Below are 16,202 nucleotides of genomic sequence, written 5' to 3'. Positions count from 1 at the left end.
CGGGCCTCCTCACGCCTCCAGGGCGTCGTCCCGGCCGATCCCCTCACGCGCAACGCCCTCCCGGTCGTCGCCCTCACGGCTGCCGAGCGTCGCGGCGTTCAGATTGGCGCCGACCCGGCGCAGCACGTCGATGGCGTGGGCGACCTCCTCCGGCGCGATGCCGGCCACGGCCAGAGCCGCGATGTCCGACGCGCTGGGCATCATCGCGTCGCGCAGCGCCCGCCCCTTCTCGGTCAGGAAGATGTTCATCTTGCGCCGGTCGTGGGCGTTGCGCACCCGCTGCACCAGCCCCTGGGCCACCATCACGTTGACGGCGGTGACCGTCGTCGGCTCCATCATGCCGACGCGATGGCTCAGTTCGCGCTGGGTCAGCCCGTCCTCGTCCCACAGGGCGCGCAGGAAGAACCACTGCCCCATGCTGACGCCCGACCGGGTGATGCGCGCCTGCAACGCGCGGGCGAAGGCACGGTTCACGTCGCGCACCACGAAGGACAGGACGCCGTCGGACGCCTGCACCGCGTCCTCAGCCTCGTTGACCGTCACCGGCTCCCACCCCTTGAAACACGCCACCATCCCGACAATCTCTCTGCCCGTCGTTCGCGCGCATCGCGTCGCTCCGCCCGTCCTTCAGACGTCCGGGGACACCACGTTCCACATCGCCACCAGGAAATGAGTGGACAATGCGGATCCTTCCAATCATAGCGTGCCGCCGTCAAAGCGCCAATCAAATACGCGAGCCTTCCGTGCCGGCATGCAATGATATGCCTGGACCGCCCGCCGGATTCGCACGCAAACGAAACAATTCCATCGCCGGGAATCCTTCCCCCAATTGAATCGAACCAAATATTTTCTGACGCACAGGACAGGAAGCCTCATATCCGAGTATGAGTCCCTGGATTGAATTGCTCACGCCCCGCTTTTTACTTCACGACGGGGCGGCAGAAGAAGCGTGAAATGTGAAGAATTTGCTAATACGCCATCCCACCGGCCAGGAACGCTTGCGCCGGACGCCGCTCCGGGCACAGGCAGAGTCCGACGTGCCCCCGCAACCGTCCCACCAACGCCTCGACAGGAACCAGGATCCGCCATGAACACCACCCCCCCGCCCCGCACCGTCACCGTCGCGGCCACGCAGTTGGCCTGCGGCTGGGACCGCGCCGCCAATCTGGCCGGAGTCGAATCCCTGATCCGCGAGGCGGCGGGACGCGGCGCCCAGATCATCCTGCCGCAGGAACTCTTCGAGACCCCCTATTTCTGCAAGGACCAAAAGCAGAGCCTGTTCGAACTGGCCGCCCCCGCCGAAGGCCACCCGGTCATCGCGCGGATGAGCGCGCTCGCCCGCGAACTGTCGGTGGTGATTCCCGTCAGTTTCTTCGAGAAGGCGCACAACGCCTATTACAATTCGGTCGCCATGGTCGACGCCGACGGGTCGGTGCTGGGCGTCTACCGCAAGTCGCACATTCCCGACGGCCCCGGCTATCAGGAGAAGTTCTATTTCAGCCCCGGCGACACCGGGATTCCGGTGTTCAAGACCCGTTACGCCACGGTCGGCTGCGCCATCTGCTGGGACCAGTGGTTCCCGGAAACCGCCCGCATCATGGCGTTGAAGGGGGCGGAGATCCTGCTCTACCCCACCGCCATCGGGTCGGAGCCGCAGGATTCCGGCATCGACAGCCAGGGCCACTGGACCCGCGTGATGCAGGGCCACGCCGGCGCCAACCTGATGCCGCTGGTCGCCTCCAACCGGATCGGCCGCGAGGAGGGGGAGAGCTGCGGCATCACCTTCTACGGCTCGTCCTTCATCGCCGGCCCGCAGGGGGAGATCGTCGCCCAGGCCGACCGCGACAGCCGCGGCGTGCTGACCGCGACCTTCGACCTCGACCGCATCGCCGCGCAGCGCGCCTCCTGGGGCGTCTTCCGCGACCGCCGGCCGGAACTGTACGGCGCCCTGCTGACGCTCGACGGCGAGACGACGCCGCGCCGCTGACGATCCGCCGGATCGCCGGCCGGGCGGGCCGGGTCAGGCCACCAGCCCGGCGGCCCGGCGGGGCGAAGCCCCCAGCGCCTGCGCCGCCCCATAGGCGGCCGTCCCGCGAGCGGCCAGCGCGGGGGACGGTGCGGATGCGGCCATGCCGTTCCCGCCCGCCTCGCCGCCCGCGCTCCCCAGTTCCGACCGGGCCTTCAGCTTCTGCGCGTCGGCCTGGGCGGCGACCCGCAGATCCTGCGGCGACGGATCGCTGGGAGCCAGCGCCGCCGCCTTGACCTGCTCCATCTTGGCGATGGTCGCCGACGGCTCGGATTCGGCGCTGATGTCGATCGGCACCTCGCCGGCGACGGCGTAGCTCTTGCCGTCCGGCCCGCGCGCGTGGGTGAAGGAGGCCGCCCCGGCATGCCCGCCCCCCGCCGCCTGATGCGCCGCCTCGTGCTGGCGGACATTGGCGTCGGTCTGCTTGAGCTTCTGGACCTGCTGCTGGGCTTCGGCCGACAGGGTGACGACCGACGCGGCGGCCTGGGAGCCGCGCGGAGCCGCGCCATCCGCCGCCGGGCCGTCGCCGGACGCGGTTCGCCCGCCGCCGTTGCGGGCCGGCGCGGCCGCGAACGGCGCGCGGTACGTCCCGATGGACGATCCTATGGACGAGACGTCGCCAGCCACGGCTCGCGCCCTTCATCCGTCTCCGCGAACACAGGGAAAATCTAGGCCACTTCGCCGCAGCCGGCAACGGCATGGTTTCCGGCGGACCACCCGTCGCCGCACCGCCGTCAGGCGTTCTCGAAGCCGCCCAGCACGTTGGCGACGTTGACGCCCAGGTCCGCGACCGCGTAGCCGCCCTCCATCACGAACAGGGTGGGCAGCCCGATCCCGGCCAGCGCCGCGCCCATCCGCAGGAAATCCTCCGACAGCAGGCGGAATCGCGAAATCGGGTCGCCGCCGTAGGTGTCCGCCCCCAGCGAGACGACCAGCGCGTCGGGCGCGAAGGCGCGGATGCGCGCGGCCGCGACCGCCAGCGCCTCGGCGTAGGCCGCCCAGTCGGTGCCCCAGGGCAGCGGCAGGTTCAGGTTGAACCCCTCGCCGGCCCCCGCCCCGGTCTCGTCGGCGTGGCCGCTGAAATAAGGGAACTCGTCGGCGGGATCGGCGTGCAGCGAGACGAACAGGACGTCGCCGCGCTCCCACAGGATTTCCTGTGTGCCGTTGCCGTGGTGGTAGTCGACGTCGAGCACCGCGACCCGCGCCGCGCCGTTGTCGCGCAGCGACTGCGCGGCGATGGCCGCGTTGTTGAGGAAGCAGTAGCCGCCGTAGAAGGCCCGCCCGGCGTGATGCCCCGGCGGACGGCACAGCGCGAAGGCGCAGCGGTCACCGGCGCGCAGCCGGTCGGCCCCGGTCAGCGCGCTGTCGGCCGCCGCGGTCGCCGCGCGCCAGGTGCCGGCGGTGATCGGCGTCCCGGCGTCGAAGGAGTAGTAGCCGAGCCGCCCGTCGATCGAGCGCGGCACCACCCGGCGGTGCATCCCCGGCGCCACCCAGTTCAGCGGCAGCGCGTCCCAGTCGCCATGTTCCGCCACCCATTCGGTCCAGGCGGTCTGGAGGAAACCCAGATAACCGGCGTCGTGCACCCGCTCCAGCGGGGCCGGCCCATGCGACTCCGGTGCCAGGATCGGGCCGATGCCGACCGTTTCCAGCCGGGTGCGCACGATGTCGGCCCGCTCCGGCTTCTCGTAGCAGGGGACGAGCTGCCCGTCGTTGAGTTCGGACCGGCCGGACTGGAGCCGATGCTCCTCGCTGTAGATGACGATCACGCCACGCTCTTCCTCGCAAGGGACTTGAGGCCCCCATGATAACGGCGGGCGCCGCCGGCCGACCCATGACCTTTTGCATAGCGCCCCCCGACAGAATCGTTGCCTTTCGATCAAATGCACGCAATAGTCTTCATGCGTGGCGTTCGCGCCGTGCCGGGTGGTGGATTCTTCCGTACGGCTCCCAATGATCTCCGTCATGCGCAGGATATTCGCCCTTTCGGTGCTGGGACTGATGCTGGTGCCGTGGGTCTGCGCCACGGGGACCGCCGGCCCGCCGCGGGAACCGGCCCCGGCGACCGGCCCGGCCCTGGAGGAGGCCTCCGCTCTCGAAGCCGCCTTTTCCGCCCGCGCCGGCGAGCCGTTGCGCCAGTTCGGCTACGACCTGTTCGCGCAGGCGGCGGACAGCCGCCCCCTGCCGGGCGCCGTCCAGGGCGATTACGTGCTGAACACCGGCGACGAGCTGCTGGTCACCCTGCGCGGCCAGAAATCCTTCAGCAAGCGCTTCGCCATCGACAGCGGCGGTCTGCTGCTGGTGGACGAGATTCGGCCGGTGACCGCCGCCGGCCTGACCCTGGCGGCGCTGCGCGCGGAGCTGTCGGCCGCCGTCACCGCCGCCTTGCCCAACACCGACACCTTCGTCTCGCTGGCCGACGTGCGGCGGATCGGGATCGTCGTCACCGGGTCGGTCGGCCGCCCCGGCCGACAGGAGGTCAGCGCCTTCGCCACCGTGCTCGACGCCCTGTCCACCGCCGGCGGCGTCACCCGCGGCGGGTCGCTGCGCCGCATCCGCCTGATCCGCGCCGGCGACGCGGAGGGCGGACGGACCATCGATCTCTACGACCTGCATCTGACCGGCGGTGAATCGGCCGGCGGCGCCGGGCAACGGCTGCGCGACGGCGACCGGCTGTTCGTGCCGCCGCTCGGCCCCACCGCCGCCGTCGCCGGCCCGGTCAAGCGCCCCGGCATCTACGAGCTGGCTCCCGGACAGCCGCGCCTGTCGGCCGGCGAGCTGCGGGAGCTGGCCGGCGGTGTGCTGCGCCCCGGTCCGCAGCGGGCGTTGCGGTTCGGCATCGGCCCGTCCGGCGAGGAGGCGGCCGAGGAGGTCGGCGACCCCCAGGCCCCCCTGTTCGGCGACGGCGACCTGCTGCTGTTGACCCCGCAGCGCGAGGACCGCCGCAACGAGGTGCGGCTGGAGGGGCACGTCCATCGCCCCGGCCCGCGCGCCCTGGCGCGGTCGGGCCGCCTGTCCGCCCTGGTCGCCCGGACCGATCTGCGTCCCGACCCCTACCTGCCCTTCGCCGCCCTCGCCACCACCGACCCGGCAACCCGCGCGCGGGTCCTGCGCGCGGTCGATCTCGCCGCGGTGCTGAAGGGCCGCGACGACCGCCGCCTCGCCGAAGGCGACACGCTCTACGTGCTGGGTGCCGGGGACGTCGACTTCCTGACCTCGGAGCCGGTTCTGGACCTGCTGCGGGGCGACCGTGCCCTGCCGCCCGACGCCTGCCAGGGGCTGGTGGTGCTGGGCCGGGCGCTGGCCGCTTCCCCCGACGGGCTGCTCGCCACCGGCCGGCAGGCCCGCGCCGCCGCCGGGCTGAGCGGTTCCCGCGGGCCCTGCCCGCCGCTGTTCGAGGCGGTGCCCGACCTGCTGACCTTCGCGCTGGAGCGCTCGGTCCTGCTGCTAGGCGGCGTGCCGCGCCCGGGCTTCTACCCGCGCGCCGGCCGCGCGTCCGCCGGGGAGGCCTCGGCGCTGGCCCGCGCCGCCGGCGACGAGCCGGAGGGGCTGGAATGGGTCGATCTGGGGGAGGATGGCGAGGAGGAGGGGCGCGGCGCCATCCTGGAATCGACGGCACCCCACTATGAGCTGGTCGGCCATGTCCGCCGGCCCGGCACCCGGCCGCTGACCGGCCGCACGACCCTGCGCACGGCGCTGGGCGGCGGCGAGGCGATGAAGCGCGGCGTCTATCCGCTGCTCGGCGTGATCGAGCGCTTCGACCGCCGGACGCTGACCCGCTCCCTGATCCCCTTCTCCCCGCAGGAGGTCGGCGCCCGCCGGGCCGACCGGGCGCTGGCCGACGGCGACCGCATCCATCTGTTCCCGGCCGCCCGCCTGCACACCCCGCCCCGCCCCGCCCAGGAGGCCGGCGCCGCCCCGAGCGTCCCGAAACGCGACGATCCCCCGGAATCCGAACCGCTCGATCCCGCCATCGCCGCTCTGATCGCCGAGCGCACCGTGCAGGTGCGCGGCGCCGTGCGGCAGCCCGGCGGTTATCCGGTCGCCGACCAGACGCCGCTTTCCGCGCTGATCGCCGTGGCCGGCGGCCTGTCGAGCGACGCCGATCCGACCTCGGTGGAGCTGACCGCCGCCAGCGGGGCGCGGACCGCCATCGATCTCGGCCGGACCGGGACTGCCGCCCCGTCCGCCGGACCGGGCGACGCCATCCGGGTCAACCCGCGCGCCCAGGCGCTGGAGGCGCGCGCCGTCACCATCCAGGGCGCCGTGCGGCGGCCCGGCAGCTACGATGTCGGGCGCGGCGAGACGTTGTCGTCGCTGATCGCGCGGGCCGGCGGCCTGACCGAGGACGCCTATCCGGCCGGCGCCGTCTTCACCCGCGAAAGCGAGCGCCGCCGGGAGAAGGAACAATTCACCCAGCAGGCCCGCGAGCTGGAGCGCGCCCTGACCCTGGAGATCGAAAAGGGCGATCCGGTCAAGGCGGAGAATGTGGCGCTCGCCCGCCAGCTCGCCGCGCAGTTGCGCGGGGCGGAGCCGCTCGGCCGCGTGGTGGTGGAGGCCGACCCCGCCGTGCTGCGCGCCCGGCCGGAGCTGGACCCGCTGCTCGAATCCGACGACCGCATCCACATCCCCAAACGGCCGCTGTCGGTCGCGGTGGCCGGCGAGGTCATGCACCCGACCGCCGCCCAGTTCGTCAGCGGCAAGAGCGCCGAGGCGTATCTGGAGGAGGCCGGCGGCCCGACCCGCAACGCCGATCCGGGCCGCAGCTTCCTGATCCTGCCGGACGGCCGGGCCCAGCCGTTGGCGCTGTCGTCGTGGAACCATCGGGTCAGCGCCGTCCCGCCCGGCGCCATCCTGGTGGTGCCGCGCGACCCGAAGCCCTTCGACTCCCTGGAATTCACCAAATCCGTCGGCGGCATCCTCGGCCAGCTGGCGATCACCGCCGCCTCGATCGCGGTGATCTCGCGATGACGCCGCCCGATGGCTCCTTCGCCGTCCTGACCGTGGCGCGCGACGATCTCGCCGGCCTGATGGCGACCCGAGACAGCCTGCGCGCCCAATCCTGGCAAGGCTTCGCCTGGATCATCGCCGACGGCGGGTCGGCCGACGGCACGGCCGACTGGCTGCGTGCCCATGCCGGGGAGATGGCATGGTGGCGCTCGGCGCCCGACAGCGGCCCGCACGGCGGCCCCTACGGCGGCATGAACCGGGCGCTCGACGCCGCGCGGGCGCTGGGCTGCCGCCACGCCCTGTTCCTCAACGCCGGCGACCGCCTTGCCGGGGCGGACACGGCGGCGCTCCTGCGCGACGCCATCGGCCGGCACGGGGACGCCGCCCTGCTTTACGGCGATGCGCTGGAGAGGCTGGGGGACGGCCGTATCCTGTCGAAGCCCGCGCGCTCCCATCGCCGGGCGGCGCTCGGCATGTTCACCCATCATCAGGCCATGATCTACCGACTCGACACCCCCGGCAGTCCGCGCTTCGACGAGCGTTTCGCCATCGCCGCCGACTACGCCTTCACCCTGGCGGCGCTGGAGCGCGGGGCGGCGGTCCGCCTGCCCGTTCCGGTCTGCGTCTTCGCACCGGGCGGGCTGTCGCAGCGCAACGCGGCGCAGGGACGGCGGGAACAATCCCTCATCCGGCGCGACATGTTGGGGCATGGCCGCGCTCACGAATCGCTGCTGCGCGGCGCCCAATGGGCGATCATGACCCTGCGCCGGCTTTTCCCAAAGGCCTATGCGACATGGCGTTTCCGACAGCCAGCAACTTTATTTCTTTCATAGAGCGCCAACCATTTTCATCGAATCAAACGGTTGATGCGCACAAAAGGTTGCATAGAATTTACTTCCTGAACTAAGCATTCCTCCGCGGCGCCTTCCCTGAGACTTCACCCTTCGAGGTACCACCTATGAGCGCGACCAAGACGAAGCTTGCCCCTGCCCACACCCTGTCGCGCCGCGGCGAAGGCCCCAATCCGATCGACATCCATGTCGGCGCCCGCCTGCGCCTGCGCCGGACCCTGCTGGGACTGAGCCAGGAAAAGCTGGGGGAGGCCGTCGGCATCACCTTCCAGCAGCTTCAGAAGTACGAGCGCGGGTCGAACCGCATCAGCGCCAGCCGGCTCTACAACCTGTCCCAGGTGCTCGGCGTGCCGGTCAGCTACTTCTTCGACGACATGCCTTCGCCGGAGAGCGCCATCCCCGAAGCCTTCGTGACGCTGCCGTCGGAAACCGACGAGTTCGAATCGATGGCCCGCCGCGAGACGCTGGAGCTGGTCCGCGCCTATTACCGGATCGAGGATCCGGGCGTGCGCAAGCGGACCTTCGATCTGCTGAAGGCGCTGGGCGGCGACAAGATCGCGCTGGTCGAAGAGTGACGGGCCTTTCGGCATGCACCGTCACGGTGCCCTGCGGACGACGGCCGCGCGTGTCTTGACGGCGACCTGCCAGTAGTAGAAGGCGCGGGCCAGCGCATGGTCGAACCCGGCCCGCCCGTCGAGCAGGCCGAGCCTTGCGACGTAGGCGTGCAGAAAGACCAGAAGGGGGCGGCACGGCACCCTGTGGAGGAGCCGCTTCATCAGGCGCCGCCGTCCGGCCTCGTTGTCGATCAGCCGCTCCATCCGCCCGTCCCCCCGCAACGCCGCCTCCCAGTCGGAGTAGCGGTTGTGCCGGTCGAACCAAGCCGAAAGCGGCTTTTCATCGGCGTGGTCCATCGGGTGGCGCAACCGCCCGGTCGGGCCGGCGACGACGGGTTGGTAATGCCCCTCGACCTCCCACATGGCGGCAACGTCGAGATCGGAAATCTCCGGAAAGCGCGCCCGGCGGCGGTCGAACAGAGCCAGCTTGCGGTTCCAGCAGCCGAAGCGCAACGGCCGCCCGTGCAGCACCGGGCGCCCGTCGATCCAATAGCCGGCACGGTCCGGCCCTTCCGCCATCAACGCCGCGATCTCCCCGACCAGGGCCGGGGTGGGGCGCTCGTCGGCATCGACGAACAGAACCCAATCGCCGGCGAAGGGCAGATGGTCGAGGCACCATTGCTTCTTCTTCGGGTAGCGCCCGTCCCACTGGAAGGGCACCACCTTCGCCCCCCGGTCGGCGGCGATGGCCGGGGTGCCGTCCGTGCTGCCGCTGTCGACGACGAAACGTTCGGCGAAGCGGTCGAGACGGGGCAGGCACAGCGGCAGGTTGGCCGCCTCGTTCCGGGTCATCACCACGACGGACACCGGGATCATGCCACTGGGGATCATGCCGCCGGGGATCATGCCGCCTCCCGCCACGCCGCGCGGACCGACAGGGCGAACGCCGCGGCCAGAAGCCCGACCAGCCCGGCCAGCGGCACCACCGCCGCCGGATTCGGCCAGTCGGGCAAGGCTGGAACGGTCGGCGCCTGCACCGGGTCGGCGGCGAAGGGCAGATCGACCTCGATCATCATCGCCACCCGTTCCTGATCGGCCAGCAGGTCGCTGAGGGCGCGGCGGTGCTCGGTCACCGTCACCCCGGCCAGACGCGCCTTCACATGCGCGATCTGGGCGGCGCTGCGCCGGGCCGCCTCGGCCCGCAGATGCGCGTCGGTCGCCGCCGCGACACGGCCCAGCAGCTCCAGCCCGGCGGCGCGGTCGCGATGGCGCAGGGCGATCCGCCGCATTGGTCCGCTGCGCACCATGTCGATCACCAGACGGTCGCGCAGGGCCCGCGCCACCCGTTCGGCGTCGGGCTCCACCCAATCCTCCCGCCCGGCGAGCGCCAGCAGCAGGCGCTTGAGTCCCGGCAACAGGCCGGGCGGCGAACGCCATCGCCCCTCCGCCGCGTCCCAGCGTTCGGGAAAGAGGAGGCGCAGGAGGGAGGCATCCGTCGCCAGCCGCTCCGCAACCGGGCCGGTACCGAACAGTTCGAGATAGCGGGCGTAGTCGGACAGCGCCTCGTCCCCCGGTCCCGGCTCGGCGGCGCCCAGGGCGATCTCACGGCCGGCCATCACCGGAACGCGGGCGCCCATCGCCGCCGACCCGACCCGCGCGGTCGGCCCGACGATCATCACCACCGTGTGCTCGGGCGGCACGACCCACAGGCCGGCCAGCGCCAGGAGCATCCCGCCCAACGCGCCGGCGGCCAGGACCCGCCAGCCCGCCAGGGCGGTGAGCAGCAGCGTGCGGAAATCCGCCCCCGACGCCACCCGCGACCTCAGCGTCACCCCAGCGCCGGGCATGGTTCCCTCGGGCACGACGCCGTCAGGCATAGGGAAGCCGCTGCCACGCCGGCGCCCCCACCCTGCCCCTCCGGCGCTCCAGCAGCGCCTCGGCCAAGGCGGAAAAGCGCAGGGCGGCATGGTCGGCGGTCCAGGAGGCCGCGACGGCGGCGGCCTTCGTTCCCTCCGCCGCGCAGCGGGCGGGATCGGCGGCGTAGGCCCGGATCGCCTCCGCCAGCCCGGCCCCGTCACCGGCGGCGAGAACCCCGCCGCACCCGTCGAGCCGCCGGGCGGCCTCGCTTCCCTCCGGTCCCAGGAACAGGCAAGGCCGCCCGGCCGCCATCGCGCTGGCGAGCTTGCTCGGCACCATCAGCCCCTCCGCCGGCCCGGCCATGATCGCCAGATGCAGGTCGGCAACGGACAGGCTCTCCGCGAGACGGTCGGCCGGCTGCCAGGGCAGGACGGCGACGTTGGCGAGCCCCCGGCTCCGCACCGCCTCGGTGAAGGCGGCGTGCCCGCGTCCCTCGCCGACCACCAGGAAGCGCACCGACGGATCGTCGCGCAGCAGCGCCGCCGCCTCCAGCACCCCGCCCATTGGGTGCGCGAGGCCGAGATTGCCCGAATAGGCGACCACGAAGCGCCCCTCCCACCCCAGACCGGCGCGGACGCGGTTCGGCTCCTTCGCGAGCGGCCGCACCAGCGGATCCGGCCAGTTGGGCAGCACGGTCACCCGCTCCGCGGCGACGCCGGCCCCGGCCCCGGCCCCGGCAAGGCGCCGGGCCATGCAGCGCCCGATCGCCACCACGGCGTCGTGCCGCCGCAGTGCCGTCGCCATCACGCCATCGAGCAGGGCGAACAGCAGCGGCGGAAGCCGCACCCCGACCTGCGGCAGGAGGGCCGGATAGACGTCCTGGCTCCAGTGTATGGCGGCGGCGCGGTGCCGGGCGGCGAGCAGCGGGCCGAGGCAGGCCGACAGCGGCGGGTCGGTCATGGTGACCACCACATCGTGGCGGGGCAGCCGCAAGGCGCGCCACGCCAGCCGGCGCAGGGCGCCGAGGTAGGAGAGCGCATCCGGTCCGCTCCCCTCCGGCACCCCGCGGCCGGCGCGATGGAGCGTCACGCCGGGCGGCGTGTCCACGTCCGCCCCGGCCGCCCCGTCCGCGACCACGGTGACGCGCCAGCCCAGAGCCGCCAGCCGTCCGGCCAGATCGGCGAGACAGCGGCCGGTCGCGCCGCGGTCCGGCGGGAACACGCGGTTGACGAGCAGGATCGAGGGCATCGCTTTTTCCAAGGCACACCATCGCATGCGTTGCACGCGCAAGTATGCACAACCGTCACGATTCCACCAACTTTTTCCTGCGCTCCAGCCCGAGCACCATGAGCGTCAGGAGAAGCCCCGTGTCGAGATACTTGAAGCTCGTGTGCAACCCAAGGGCCATCAACAGCGGCGGCAGCAGCGACCAGCCCAGCGGCGGATTTTGGCGCAGCAGCCGCAGCGCCAGGGGCGCCAGCCCGCCGAGATAGGCGGCGAGCGCCAGGGTTCCCAGCACCCCTCCCTTGACCAGGACATAGGTCGCCAGCGTGTGGGTGTAGGCCACCCGCCAGCCGCCGACCGCCGGATTCGCCAGCTTGGCGCCCCAGCCGTCGCCGAACAGCAGCGACCAGGGCGACCGCGCGACATGCTCCAGCACAGCCCCCGCTTCCTCCCAGCGGGTGTTGGCGCCGGTCAGGCGGGTCTTTTCCGCCACCTGTTCCCAGGCGCCTGACAGGGGATCGCCGAAAGCCAGAAGGGCGCACAACCCGGCGGCCACCACCGGAAGCAGCGTCCGGGGCGCCCGCCGCCCCCACCACAGCGCCAGGACCAGACCCGACAGCACCGCCAGCCCCAAAGCGGTGCGGTGCACGGCACCGGCCAGCGCCGCCAGACACAAAGCTCCCCCGACGGCGCAGGCCACGGCCGCCGACCAGCGCCCGGCCGTCCCGCCCCGTCCCGTCACGCCACCGGCGACAAGGCCCAAGGCCAGGGCCGGCAAGGCGACCGCGGCGAACAGCACCACCGGGGCGTTCAGGAAATAGGCCCCGCCATCCGGCATCGCCCGCACCCCGACGGCGCCGAATCCCCATTGCGCCTGCTTCCACCAGCGCAGGGCCAGCAGCAGCCCGGCCAGGATCAGCCCGCCGCCCAGCAGAACAACCGCCCGGCCACCGGCCCCGCGCAGCACCGGAACCAGCAGCACCGGCAGGAAGAGGTAGAGCAGCGGAATCATGTCCCGCAGCATGTCGGCGGTTTCCCAACCCAGCGCCGCACCGCGCAGCAGCGGAATCCACAGCAGCCAGCCGAGCGCCGGCACCGCCAGCGCCTCCCAGGACGGAAGGGAGGGGCCGCGCAGGGCGTGGCCGGTGACGACGAACAGGGGGCGCCGCCAACCGACCGCGATCAGCAGCAGCGCGCCGATGACGGCCTCCGCCACCCGCACCGACGGCGGAGCGGGCGCGCTGAAAGCGCCGTACAGCGCCAGCGCCCCAGCGAGCGCCAGCGCCGCGACACCGCCCCGCAACCCATCCGCTCCGTCCCGCACCGCGCCCCTGCCCTCCGACGCACGCTGACCTCGACGCCTCCGCTTGTGGCACAATCGCCCCCCGGCGTCTCGCCGAACCGTCACCCCGGCGTTCCGCCGGGGCATCACTCCGGCGTCCCGCCGGGGCATCATCGAAGAGGAACCCGCATCGTGAGCCGTCCCGCATCGCCGCATCGCGTGGAGGAACTGCCGCTGCCGACCGACCGGCTGGGCACGCGCCGGTCGCTGACCGTGCACCGGTTCGGAACGCCCGGCGCGCGGCCGAAGGTCTATGTGCAGGCGGCGCTGCACGCCGACGAGACGCCCGGCCTGCTGGTGGCGCACCATCTGATCCGCCGCCTGCGCGGGCTGGACATCCCCGGCGAGATCATCGTCGTGCCGATGGCCAACCCGACCGGCATCGCCCAGATCGTCGAGGGCGTCCATATCGGCCGCTACGCCCTGGACGGGGCCGGCAACTTCAACCGCGACTTCCCCGACCTGATCGACGGCGCCGCCGAACGGCTGAAGGGCCGCATCGGCGCCGACAGGGAGGCCAACGTGGCGGCCGTGCGCGAGGCGCTGCGCGCCACGCTCGACGCCCTTCCGCCGCCCAAAGGCGAGGTGCCGGCACTGCGCCGCGCCCTGCTCGGCATGGCCTTCGACGCCGACATCGTGCTCGACCTGCATTGCGACCTTGAGGCGGTGCCGCACCTCTACGCCGGCGACGCGCTGTGGCCGGATCTGGCCGACCTGAGCGCGCTGCTCGGCGTCAAGGCGGTGCTGCTCTCCGCCGATTCCGGCGGCAAGCCGTTCGACGAGGCCTGCTCGGTGCCCTGGTGGACGCTCGCCGAACGCTTCGCGGCCGACGGCCCGATCCCGCCGGCCTGCGTCGCCACCACGGTCGAGCTGCGCGGCAAGGCCGACGTCGACGACGACCGGGCGGCGGCCGACGCCGAGGCGCTGATCGGCATGCTGATCCGCCGTGGCGCCGTCACCGGTTCCGCGCCGGGTCCTTTGCCGGATCTGCCGCCGCTGCTGTGCGAGGCGACCCCGCTGTCCGGGCTGGCGCGGGTCGTTGCCCCCGTCTCGGGGGTGATCGCCTTCCACCGCGCGGTCGGCGACCGGGTCGAGGCCGGCGACCCCATCGCCGACATCGTCGATCCCACCGCCGCCGATCCCGACAACGCCCGCACCACGCTGGTCGCGCCGGGGGGCGGCATCGTCATGGCCCGCAACAATCTGCGCTTCGCCAGCCGCGGCGAGCTGGTGGCCTCCATCGCCGGGCCGGCGCCGCTGGCGACCGGCGAGCACGGCCTGCTGTTCGATTGATGGCGGGAACTGGGGCCGGACCGGCTCAGGCCCAGCGCGGCTCAGCCCGGTCCAGCCGGTAGAACAGCCCCTCCTGCGGGCTCAGGCGCAAAGTGCCGGTCAGCAGGAGAGGCTCCCGCGTCTCGGCCAGCGCGGACTGGCTGTGGACGTACAGCATGCTGGAGGGGCTGGGGCTCTGGCAGGCCGGGCAGTTCAGCGGGTTGGCCGACAGGATGAAGCGGTTGTGCGCCGCCCCGCCGGCCAGCGGCACCATGAAGCCGCGCACGGCAACCGGGCGTCCGTCGAGCGCCGAGACGCGAATGGGGAATTGCGGGTCGCCCGCCGGCCCGCCCAGACGGACCTGGGCCAGATCGCGCCACAGCGCGGTGCTTTCATCCAGCGGCAGATGGAACGGCCCCGCGGCGTGGGCCGGCGCATCGGCGGCACCGGCGGCCCAGATCGCCCAACCGGCGACGGGAGCCAAGGCGAGCGGCACGAGCACCTGACGGCGTGTGGTCATCACGGTTTTCTCCCTTGCTGCGCCCGCCGCCCGCCGGATCCTTGAACCATTATCCGGACGGACAACGCGGCTCTCCGGCCGGCGCTGATTGGCGACGAGTGTCCGGCAAGGCCGGGCGGCGGTCAATGCGCAAAGCGACGCGCCGCCACCCTATCATGAAGGGATTGATCGGAAAGGAATTTCCAAACCGGCCTGCAAAACTTGCGCAAAACCGCAATCTGTTTGACGTGGCGGCATCGGGCATACCATAGTCCTCACCTGATGCTGCGCCGCACCCATTTCCGCCCGTGGCGCACTCCGTTCCGGTCACGAGACGAGCCATGGAAACCTTCCGCTTCCAGCCTGGCGAAACCCCGGTCCTGCTCAGCATTCCGCATGTCGGAACGATGATCCCGCCGGACATCGCGTCGGGCATGACCGAGGTTGGGCTGGCCCAGCCGGACGTCGATCGCCATCTCGACCGGCTCTACCATTTCGCCCCGGCGCTCGGAATCGGCTTCCTGACGCCGCTGTTTTCGCGTTATGTGATCGATCTGAACCGCGATCCGTCCGGGAAACCGCTCTATCCCGGCGCCAGCGACACCGAAATCTGTCCGCTGACCAGCTTCGACCGGGCTCCCCTCTACCAGCCCGGACAGGAGCCTGACGCCGCCGAGATCGAACGGCGACTCGGGACCTACTGGCGCCCCTACCACGCGCAGCTCCAGGCCGAACTGCGCGCCCTGAAGGAGCGTTTCGGGGTGGCCGTGCTGTTCGACGCCCATTCGGTACGCCGGCAGGTTCCCCGCTTCTTCGAGGGCACGCTGCCCGATTTCAGCCTGGGCACCGCCGAGGGGCAGAGCACCGCCCAGCCGCTGGTCGGCCGGCTGATGAATGTGCTGACCGCGTCGGAGCGCTATTCGGCGGTCCTGAACGGCCGTTTCAAGGGCGGCTACATCACCCGCACCTACGGCTGCCCGGACGAGAACATCCACGCCATCCAGCTCGAACTGACGCAGTCCACCTACATGGACGAGGACGCCCCCTACCCGTTCCGGCCCGATCTGGCCGGGCAGGTGCGCCCGTCGCTGGAACGGTTGATGAGCGTCATCGTGGAATGGGCGTGGGAAAAGGCGTCGGGCCGGCGGCGGGCCGCCTATCTGTGAACGCGTGATCGGGCGGCGGGCAACCGGCAGGCACCCATCACCACTGCCTCGCCATGACGGCCAGGGCAGGCCCGCTCAGCATGGTCATGGCGACCAGAGCCATTCCCCGGAAGGGCCGCCGTCTGATCGCGCTCATGATCGAGGCGGCAATCAGGCCCAGCAGCCACAGGACGAGCACCCACATGGGCATCGCCCATGCCGCCGGGACCAGAGGGGCAAGCAGAGCCCGTCCGACATAGGTGGCGGCCGCGAACACCAGCAGCAGCAGGCCGCCGGATCGGACGAACCAATGATGGTGCACGCCGTACCCGAACGGATCACCGACCGATCGGTCGAACCGCCATCCAGGCCGGCGCGGATCAGGATTGCCCATCGTTCACGCCTCCCCCACGACCGCGCCAGGCTGTCGAGCCTTCATCCTCGGCCGCTTCCTGACAAGCCCGTCGCCCGCGCCATTGTGTCGC

15 protein-coding genes are annotated in these 16,202 nt (G+C 72.1%); 6 read left to right on the top strand and 9 right to left on the bottom strand.

Annotated features, from left to right (window positions below):
• Positions 1-9 precede the first annotated feature (9 nt).
• Entirely contained in the window at positions 10-573 is a 564-nt protein-coding gene (locus JN22_RS23875) for a MarR family winged helix-turn-helix transcriptional regulator (protein ID WP_085556262.1), read from the bottom strand.
• A 514-nt stretch (positions 574-1,087) separates the two neighbouring features.
• Here JN22_RS23875 and aguB point away from each other — a divergent pair.
• Positions 1,088-1,987, top strand: coding sequence for an N-carbamoylputrescine amidase (gene aguB / locus JN22_RS23870; protein WP_085556261.1), 900 nt, complete (start codon positions 1,088-1,090; stop codon positions 1,985-1,987).
• A 33-nt stretch (positions 1,988-2,020) separates the two neighbouring features.
• Here the strand turns inward: aguB and JN22_RS23865 are convergent, their stop codons facing one another.
• On the bottom strand, positions 2,021-2,653 hold the full coding sequence (locus tag JN22_RS23865) for a putative metalloprotease CJM1_0395 family protein (protein WP_085556260.1): 633 nt from the start codon (positions 2,651-2,653) through the stop codon (positions 2,021-2,023).
• 107 nt (positions 2,654-2,760) lie between these two features.
• Positions 2,761-3,792 carry a histone deacetylase family protein gene (locus JN22_RS23860; protein WP_085556259.1) on the bottom strand — a complete coding sequence of 344 codons (1,032 nt, stop codon included), beginning with the start codon at positions 3,790-3,792 and terminating at the stop codon, positions 2,761-2,763.
• Positions 3,793-3,988: 196 nt separating this feature from the next.
• On the opposite strand from JN22_RS23860, the gene JN22_RS23855 reads away from it, so the two are divergent.
• The 3 genes from JN22_RS23855 (at position 3,989) to JN22_RS23845 (ending at position 8,399) form a co-directional block, all read left to right on the top strand.
• Entirely contained in the window at positions 3,989-6,994 is a 3,006-nt protein-coding gene (locus JN22_RS23855) for an SLBB domain-containing protein (protein WP_085556258.1), read from the top strand.
• Positions 6,991-7,806 carry a glycosyltransferase family protein gene (locus tag JN22_RS23850; RefSeq protein WP_085556257.1) on the top strand — a complete coding sequence of 272 codons (816 nt, stop codon included), beginning with the start codon at positions 6,991-6,993 and terminating at the stop codon, positions 7,804-7,806. Before JN22_RS23855 ends, JN22_RS23850 begins: the two co-directional genes overlap by 4 nt.
• Positions 7,807-7,931: 125 nt before the next feature.
• Complete coding sequence (locus JN22_RS23845) at positions 7,932-8,399, top strand: helix-turn-helix domain-containing protein (protein ID WP_085556256.1); 468 nt, start codon at positions 7,932-7,934, stop codon at positions 8,397-8,399.
• Between the two features lie 21 nt (positions 8,400-8,420).
• On the opposite strand, the gene JN22_RS23840 is transcribed toward JN22_RS23845, so the two are convergent.
• Genes JN22_RS23840 through JN22_RS23825 form a run of 4 tightly spaced genes read right to left on the bottom strand, consistent with a single transcriptional unit; the run spans position 8,421 to position 12,762 of the window.
• The gene (locus JN22_RS23840; RefSeq protein ID WP_085557323.1) at positions 8,421-9,254 is read right to left on the bottom strand and encodes a glycosyltransferase family 2 protein; all 834 of its coding nucleotides are present in this window, start codon (positions 9,252-9,254) and stop codon (positions 8,421-8,423) included.
• Between the two features lie 26 nt (positions 9,255-9,280).
• Positions 9,281-10,225 (bottom strand): hypothetical protein, encoded by a 945-nt coding sequence (locus JN22_RS23835; protein WP_223677863.1) that lies wholly within the window; start codon positions 10,223-10,225, stop codon positions 9,281-9,283.
• Positions 10,226-10,247: 22 nt separating this feature from the next.
• On the bottom strand, positions 10,248-11,483 hold the full coding sequence (locus JN22_RS23830) for a glycosyltransferase family 4 protein (RefSeq protein ID WP_085556254.1): 1,236 nt from the start codon (positions 11,481-11,483) through the stop codon (positions 10,248-10,250).
• A gap of 55 nt (positions 11,484-11,538) precedes the next feature.
• Entirely contained in the window at positions 11,539-12,762 is a 1,224-nt protein-coding gene (locus tag JN22_RS23825) for a hypothetical protein (RefSeq protein ID WP_223677862.1), read from the bottom strand.
• A gap of 171 nt (positions 12,763-12,933) precedes the next feature.
• Here JN22_RS23825 and JN22_RS23820 point away from each other — a divergent pair, with 171 nt between their 5' ends.
• Positions 12,934-14,094: a succinylglutamate desuccinylase/aspartoacylase family protein gene (locus JN22_RS23820; protein WP_223677861.1), complete on the top strand. Its 1,161-nt coding sequence runs from the start codon at positions 12,934-12,936 to the stop codon at positions 14,092-14,094.
• A 25-nt stretch (positions 14,095-14,119) separates the two neighbouring features.
• Here the strand turns inward: JN22_RS23820 and JN22_RS23815 are convergent, their stop codons facing one another.
• A complete protein-coding gene (locus tag JN22_RS23815) occupies positions 14,120-14,593 on the bottom strand; it encodes a hypothetical protein (protein WP_085556251.1) in 474 nt (157 codons plus the stop codon).
• Positions 14,594-14,913: 320 nt separating this feature from the next.
• Between JN22_RS23815 and hutG the strand changes: the two genes are divergently transcribed.
• Positions 14,914-15,738 (top strand): N-formylglutamate deformylase, encoded by an 825-nt coding sequence (gene hutG / locus JN22_RS23810; RefSeq protein ID WP_085556250.1) that lies wholly within the window; start codon positions 14,914-14,916, stop codon positions 15,736-15,738.
• A gap of 37 nt (positions 15,739-15,775) precedes the next feature.
• Here hutG and JN22_RS23805 read toward each other — a convergent pair whose 3' ends face one another.
• Positions 15,776-16,111 (bottom strand): hypothetical protein, encoded by a 336-nt coding sequence (locus JN22_RS23805; RefSeq protein WP_143268393.1) that lies wholly within the window; start codon positions 16,109-16,111, stop codon positions 15,776-15,778.
• Between the last annotated feature and the right edge of the window lie 91 nt (positions 16,112-16,202).

This window comes from Azospirillum agricola, assembly GCF_020005195.1.
Lineage (GTDB): Bacteria > Pseudomonadota > Alphaproteobacteria > Azospirillales > Azospirillaceae > Azospirillum > Azospirillum agricola.
Note: the sequence above shows the minus strand (reverse complement) of the source record. Positions and strands in the feature narration are given on the sequence as shown.